Annotated in this window: 7 protein-coding genes; all 7 read left to right on the top strand. The window is 60.8% G+C overall.

Annotated elements, in window-relative coordinates; translation table 11 throughout:
- Positions 1-1,449: type VI secretion system membrane subunit TssM (tssM, locus tag EOA49_RS29535; RefSeq protein ID WP_127243512.1), on the top strand; the 1,449-nt coding region annotated here is incomplete at its 5' end.
- Positions 1,431-1,970 (top strand): type VI secretion system-associated protein TagF, encoded by a 540-nt coding sequence (gene tagF / locus EOA49_RS29530; RefSeq protein WP_127240058.1) that lies wholly within the window; start codon positions 1,431-1,433, stop codon positions 1,968-1,970. The genes tssM and tagF, both read left to right, overlap by 19 nt.
- Positions 1,970-3,073, top strand: coding sequence for a DUF2169 domain-containing protein (locus EOA49_RS29525; protein ID WP_095823905.1), 1,104 nt, complete (start codon positions 1,970-1,972; stop codon positions 3,071-3,073). Before tagF ends, EOA49_RS29525 begins: the two co-directional genes overlap by 1 nt.
- Positions 3,070-4,092 (top strand): beta-ketoacyl synthase N-terminal-like domain-containing protein, encoded by a 1,023-nt coding sequence (locus tag EOA49_RS29520; protein ID WP_095823906.1) that lies wholly within the window; start codon positions 3,070-3,072, stop codon positions 4,090-4,092. The genes EOA49_RS29525 and EOA49_RS29520 overlap by 4 nt, the downstream gene beginning before the upstream one ends.
- On the top strand, positions 4,092-5,027 hold the full coding sequence (locus EOA49_RS29515) for a DUF4150 domain-containing protein (protein WP_245460837.1): 936 nt from the start codon (positions 4,092-4,094) through the stop codon (positions 5,025-5,027). Before EOA49_RS29520 ends, EOA49_RS29515 begins: the two co-directional genes overlap by 1 nt.
- Before the next feature lie 3 nt (positions 5,028-5,030).
- The gene (locus tag EOA49_RS29510) at positions 5,031-5,870 is read left to right on the top strand and encodes a hypothetical protein (protein ID WP_095823908.1); all 840 of its coding nucleotides are present in this window, start codon (positions 5,031-5,033) and stop codon (positions 5,868-5,870) included.
- Positions 5,871-5,964: 94 nt separating this feature from the next.
- Positions 5,965-6,177, top strand: a 213-nt coding sequence (locus EOA49_RS33805; RefSeq protein ID WP_164749318.1) for a helix-turn-helix domain-containing protein, incomplete at its 3' end; no start/stop codon positions are given.

Raw genomic sequence — 6,177 nt, 5'->3', positions numbered from 1 at the left:
GCCTACACCTATGCCGGCTTCCACGACGCCGTTCTCGATCGCGTCGAGGATGTGGCGGCGCAGGCGGCGCTCGATCGCGCGGTGTTTGCCGGCGGCTGCTCGGAGAATGCCGAGACCTCGGTGTCGGCGCTGTCCGAAGACATTCTGAAGCTCTACTACGACGACTACATTTCGCAGTGGGACAGCTTCCTGCGCGACATGCGGCTGGCGCCGCTGACCGACCTCAACGTCGCCAGCGAAAATCTCAAGGACCTTTCGAGCGCCGATTCCGCGTTGAAACGCCTCCTCACCGCGGTCGTGCAGGAACTCGATCTCACCCGTTCCGACGAGGCGCCGGCTGATGACAAGAACGGCGCCGCCGCCAAGAGCGGCTCGAAGCTGCTCTCCAAGCTCGGCAAACTCGGCAAGGTCGTGAAGACGGGAGCGAAATTACTGCCACGCGCGGGCTCGGCCGAGCAGGTCGACATGACCGGCAGCCTGGTGGCCGAACATTTCAAGCCGCTCAAGGGCACGATCGCCGAGGTGGACGGCCAGCCGCCGGCGCTCGACGCAGCCGTGGTGGCGCTGACGGCGCTGTCCAATGTGCTGCAGACGGTGTCGGCCAACCCCGACCCGCAAGACGCCATCAAGAAGCAGGGCGGCCTGGCCGAGCTGACGGGGGCGGTCGCAAGACAGGCGCAGATCCTGCCTTCGCCGATCAACGACTGGCTGGGCGGGATTGCCGGCGACACCAGCGGCCTGTCGCAGAAGGCGGTCACCAACGAGCTCAACGCCATCTGGCGCGCCGACATCCTGCCCTTCTGCCAGGCGGCGCTCAACAACCGCTATCCGTTCAGCCCTGAGAGCGCGGTCGACGTCAATGTGCGCGACTTCCAGCGCCTCTTCGGCCCCGCCGGCCTGATCGACGCCTTCATCAACGACCATCTGATCAACTATGTCGACACCGCCAGCCAGCCGTGGAAATGGCGCGCCGATTTCGGCCTCGACGCGGCCGCGCTGGCGGCGTTCGAGCAAGCGCGGCACATCCGCGACGACCTGTTTCCCGGCGGCACCGGCCCGGTGATGAACTTCACGCTGGAGCCAAAGGACCTGTCGCCCAACGTGGCGCGGGTGACGCTCAACCTCGATGGCCAGAACCTCGTCTACTACAACAACGCGACCCGGCCGCAGCCGATGACATGGCCCGGCAAGGACGGCACCGGCGTGATCTCGCTCGCCTTCCAGCCGGTCGACGGCTCGCCCGAGGTGATGCTCAACGAGACCGGCAGCTGGGCGTGGCTGAGGATGCTGCGCGGCGGCAAGTTCGCCGGAACCAACCTATCCGACGTCTATAGCCTGCGCCTCGGCACGAAAGGCATGTATGCCGATTTCGAGCTCAAGGCGGCCAGCGTCGAGAACCCCTACACACTCGAGATGTTCAAGAAGTTCACATGTCCGCCGCAGATATGAGCACCGGCTTCTACGGCAAGATGCCCGCCACCGGCGATTTCGTGACGCGGCGGCTGCCGGGCGATTTCGTGCGCGTCTGGGATCGCTGGCTGGCGCAGCAGATCGTCCCGCTGTTTGGCCACGATGCCTGGCAGACGGACACTGCCTTGCGCTTCCTCGCCGGCCCCGCCTCGTTCGGCGCCTCGGCCGGCGTCATCGTGCAGAGCGCCGACAAGGTCGGCCGACAGTTCCCGCTCAGCGTCGTCGCACGGCTTGCCGAGGCGCCGCTCAGGCTGGCCTATTCGGATGCCTGGTTCGACCGCATCGAGGAAGCGGCCTTCGCCGCGCAACGGGGCGAGCTGACGCCCGACGAACTGGATGCCGCGCTGGGCGCCCTGCCTGCCCCGGCGGTCGATGAGGATGGCGATGTTGTCGACGACCTCGTCATGTGGACCGCGCGCACGGATATCTTCGACGTCGACCCGCAGGCGCCGCAAAAGACGGTGGAGCGGATCTTCGCCGCTAGCTGGGAGACCAGCTGATGCAGATCTGGAACCAGCTGGGTTTTCCGCATCAGTTCACCATGGGCATGGACAAGGCCGGCCATGAGTGGATCGTGGTCGTGGTGAAGGGCACGTTCGATTTTCCGGAGAAGCCCGGCGGCCTCGTGCAGAAATCGGCGGAGCAAGTTCCGCTGGTCATGGCTGACACGCATACCGGCGCGCCGGGTTACTCAGCGACGCTGTGGGAGACCGACTTCGCCTTCCGTAAGCCGCGCTGCGACGTGATTGCCAATGGCTGCGCCTATGCACCGGGTGAACGCCCGGCGGAACGGGTACCAGTCGGCATCAAGGTCGGCAACTGGTCGAAGCTCTTCGAAGTGGTCGGCCACCGGGAGTGGCGGGCCATAGGTCCGGTCTTCACCGCAACTGCACCGCAGCCCTTCCTGAAACTACCGATCTCCTACGATTTCGCTTGGGGCGGCGTCGACCGGTTGGACCCCGAGGATCAGCTTCCCGCCAGCTACAAATACAACCCGGTCGGCACCGGCTGGTCTCGCGCCAAGAACCAGCGTTTCATTCCAGGCCTGCGGCTGCCCAACACGCAGGCGGTCAATGAAGAAATCCGCTCCCCCTTCGGCGACTACCAGCCGATAAGCTTCGGGCCGATGGGGCGAGGCTGGCCCGGCCGCATCGAATATGGCGGCACTTATGACCAGAACTGGATCGACAATGTGTTCCCATTCCTGCCGCAGGATTTCGACGAGCGCTACTTCCAGATGGCGCCGCCTGACCAGCAAATCGATCATCCGCGTGGTGGCGAAGAGGTGGTGTTGGTGAACCTGACGCCGGAAGGGCGCGTAAGCTTCCGGCTGCCCTCGACTGCGCTGCCGATGACACTGTTCAAGGGCAGGCAGAAAGCATACGAGGCCGATGTTTTCCCCGACACCATTCTCCTCGAGCCTGAGAAGCGCCGCTTTTCGCTGGTTTGGCGCGTCTCGCAACGCATCCAGCGGACTATCCTCGATTTCTCAGAATGCTGGGTCGGGCCGCCGACCGAGTCAATGCTGCGAGCACGCGCCAGTGGGCGCGCTTATGTTCGAGCCAGCCTCACTGTTCCTGATGACGAAGCTGAAGACGCATGAGTATCGCCATCGATATAGCCGCGATTGGCATGGTGACGGCAGTCGGTCTTGATGCGCCCTCGGCCTGCGCAGCGATGCGCGCCCGCCTCGACGGTTTTCAGGAAACTCGCTTTCTGGGACCAAGCGGTCAATGGCTGACCGGCGCGCCGGTGCCTTTGCCACGCGAATGGATCGGCGAAAAGCGGATGGCCCACCTCGCCGCCGCCGCGATCTGCGAGGCCTTCGAAAGCGTTCCTGAAGCACGAGGTCAGACCGCGCTCATTCTATGCTTGGCAGAAGAGAGCCGGCCGGGCCGGCCGATAGCCGACGGAGGTCGCCTGCTTCGCCATATCGCTGAAATTATCGATGTCGAGCCCCACGCACGCTCGCGCATTATCAATCACGATCGTGCATCGGGCCATGTGGCGCTGGAACAAGCGCGCAGGATGATTGCATCGGGTGAGGCGCCTTACGTGATGATTGCCGGCGTCGACAGCTATCTGACGGCTCCGGCCATAGAACACTACCAGAAGAACAATCGACTTCTGGCGCCCGAAAATCCCAACGGTTTTATCCCCGGTGAAGCAGCTGCGGCAGTTCTGTGCCTGCGATCGGGGCGTGGTGGCTTTCGCCTCTTCGGCCTCGGCCTGGCCCGCGAGGTCGCGTCGATCTACAACTCCGACGACTTGCCCTTGCGCGGCGATGGTATGACTGCGGCATACGACATAGCCTTCAAGGAAACGGGCATCGAGATGAGCCGACTCGGCTATCGCATTGCCGATCTAATCGGTGAGCAATACTGGTTTAAGCAGAGCGCACTGGCAAGCTTGCGTCTATTGCGCGGCCGTCACGATTTTCAGGACATCTGGTCCCCAGGCGAATCGCTTGGCAATGTGGGCGCGGCAGCAGGTCCGCTCATGATTGGCATGGCTTGGATGGCTGCCCGCAAGGGATATGCCGCCGGCAGTCCAGTGCTAATCGAAGCATCGAACGATGCCGGCGCATGTGGCGCCGCACTCTTTGCAACGAGATTCGACTAGTGAGCAATGTATTCGCGAATGGTCTGGAAATTTCCGGCAAGGCGGTGAACGCCCAGACAATTGCTGCATTCCCTGACGTTTGCTTCACGCCACCCGAAAACCCAGCAACCCCCCCTGGAGTGCCCATCCCGTATCCCAGCTTCGGGATGGCCAGCGATACCGAGCAGGGGACGAGCACTGTCAAGATCGGCGGGAAGACCGTCAATATCAAGAACAAATCCGACTTGTCCAAAACGTCCGGGACAGAGGCGGGCTGTGCCGCCAAGAAGGGCGTTATCACTTCGAAGAACACCGGCAAGGAGTACTTCAACTCCTGGTCAAACAACGTAAAGTTCGATGGCGAGCCGGTTATCCGGAATACGGATCTTGCTACTAACAATCATGCATCTCCAATAGGCAACACCCCGCCTTGGGTTCATATAGCGTCCTTGTCCGTAGGCGGACAGAACTGCTTAGCGTTGCTTGCCTCGATTGACATCCATGTGCACCCTTATGACGAGGCTGACAATCACTGCAAGAAAGGAAAACAGCAGTCCGACCACGTCATTCAGAATGCCTTTTTTGAACCCGAGCGTGGTGGCGGACCAATAGGTGCCTTCCGACGTTATACCGAGGGCGACGCGCCTTGCATTTGCCTCAACGACGGGAAGAAAAAAACCACGCAGCATGGCAAAAAGTCCCGCAAGCAGATCAAGCGGGCGGCAGCGCAGCGCCGAGCGGAAGGTGCCGGTAAGTCAGGTGCCTGTTCGCAAACATATGAAGAGGCTCGGGACGCCGAACTTCAGCATACAGCAGAAAGCCTTCCTAAGCTGGCCGCTAGCCCTGACGCCCAGGAATGCCTGAAGGCCATATGTGACACCTATTTCAAATGGGCCACCAGAAAACGGAGCCAAGACCGGCTCAACGAAGTCAAATGTGACGTACCAAAGGTATGATCGATGGAATGCACCGACGCACACATCGCCGTAAACGACGCCTTTTTCTGCCTGTTTTACGAGGAACTCGGCCCTGGCGATCATCTTTCTCGCATCTATCATTTTAGCGGGCGAAGAAATCCCCAGGTCCGGCTCGTCGCCGAGATTCGAGATTGGGTAGCGTCGATCTGGGCCAACCGCTCTGGCAAGCTTTTTGGAGCTGTCTGGGATGGTCAAATCCTATTGATCGGAGACAGGGTCGAACCGATCGCCACTGTTGATCTTCTGGGGACGATCAAACTCACCGGTTTCGCGGATGAACCTCAGTTCATAATGGGTGAGGATGGTCTCATCTTCGAGAACCGGCGCGGCTCATGGCAACGAATCTCTTTCCGCGGCAAGCAGGATATCTACTCAGTGGCACGAAGGAAGAGAGACGAATATGTCTTCGCCGCCTCATCCGGCCGGATAATTACCTATGTGGCGGGCACCGCCTCCGTTGAGCATCTTCCAACAAACGTCGATTTGCACGGAATCGCCTTCACCACACCGGAAAAAGGCGTGGCAGTTGGGGATGAAGGCGTCGCCTTTCTATACAGCTCAGGTTCTTGGACCGATATTTCCGAAGATCGTCCCAGCCTGCAGGATGTTCACGCTTTCAAAGGTCGATTGCTAACCACGTTAGAAGCTGAAACGATCGACGAGATCGCTGGAGACGGCTCCTTCGCTACGCTTTACGAGAGGCCAGGGTACTATCTTTCCTCGAACGACGACTTCTGCGTAACCTTTGACGACGAGGCGGCACATATCTTCGACGGCGACCGATGGACCTCCGTTCCGTTCTCCGGTCTTATCCCGTTCTAAAACTGGCTTTAGAGCGTCGGACCATCAGATTGAATCGCGAAGGATTCCGCTGATGTAAGGTTTGTGGTTCACTTCCTTGTGGAGGTGATTTGCCATGCCCAAGCCCTATTCGCTCGATTTGCGTGAACGTGTTGTGCGGTTTGTCGAGGCGGGCCATTCTCGGCGTGCGGCGGCGGCACATTTTGAGGTGTCGGTTTCGTTCGTCGTTATCCTGATGAGGAACTATCGAGAGACCGAGAGCCTGGCGCCCAAAGCCAGTGGTGGCCGCCGCCATTCCAAGCTCGATCCGCATCGTGCGTTCCTGCTT

Origin of the sequence: Mesorhizobium sp. M1A.F.Ca.IN.020.04.1.1, assembly GCF_003997315.1 — a bacterium.
Taxonomy (GTDB): domain Bacteria; phylum Pseudomonadota; class Alphaproteobacteria; order Rhizobiales; family Rhizobiaceae; genus Mesorhizobium.
This window is presented reverse-complemented; position numbering and strand designations above follow the sequence as displayed.

Excerpts from the sequence above, each read along its gene's own strand:
- EOA49_RS29520 (WP_095823906.1), top strand. The coding sequence starts at position 3,070 with ATGAGTATCGCCATCGATATAGCCGCGATTGGCATGGTGACGGCAGTC.
- tagF (WP_127240058.1), top strand. The coding sequence starts at position 1,431 with ATGTCCGCCGCAGATATGAGCACCGGCTTCTACGGCAAGATGCCCGCC.
- EOA49_RS29510 (WP_095823908.1), top strand. The coding sequence starts at position 5,031 with ATGGAATGCACCGACGCACACATCGCCGTAAACGACGCCTTTTTCTGC.
- EOA49_RS29525 (WP_095823905.1), top strand. The coding sequence starts at position 1,970 with ATGCAGATCTGGAACCAGCTGGGTTTTCCGCATCAGTTCACCATGGGC.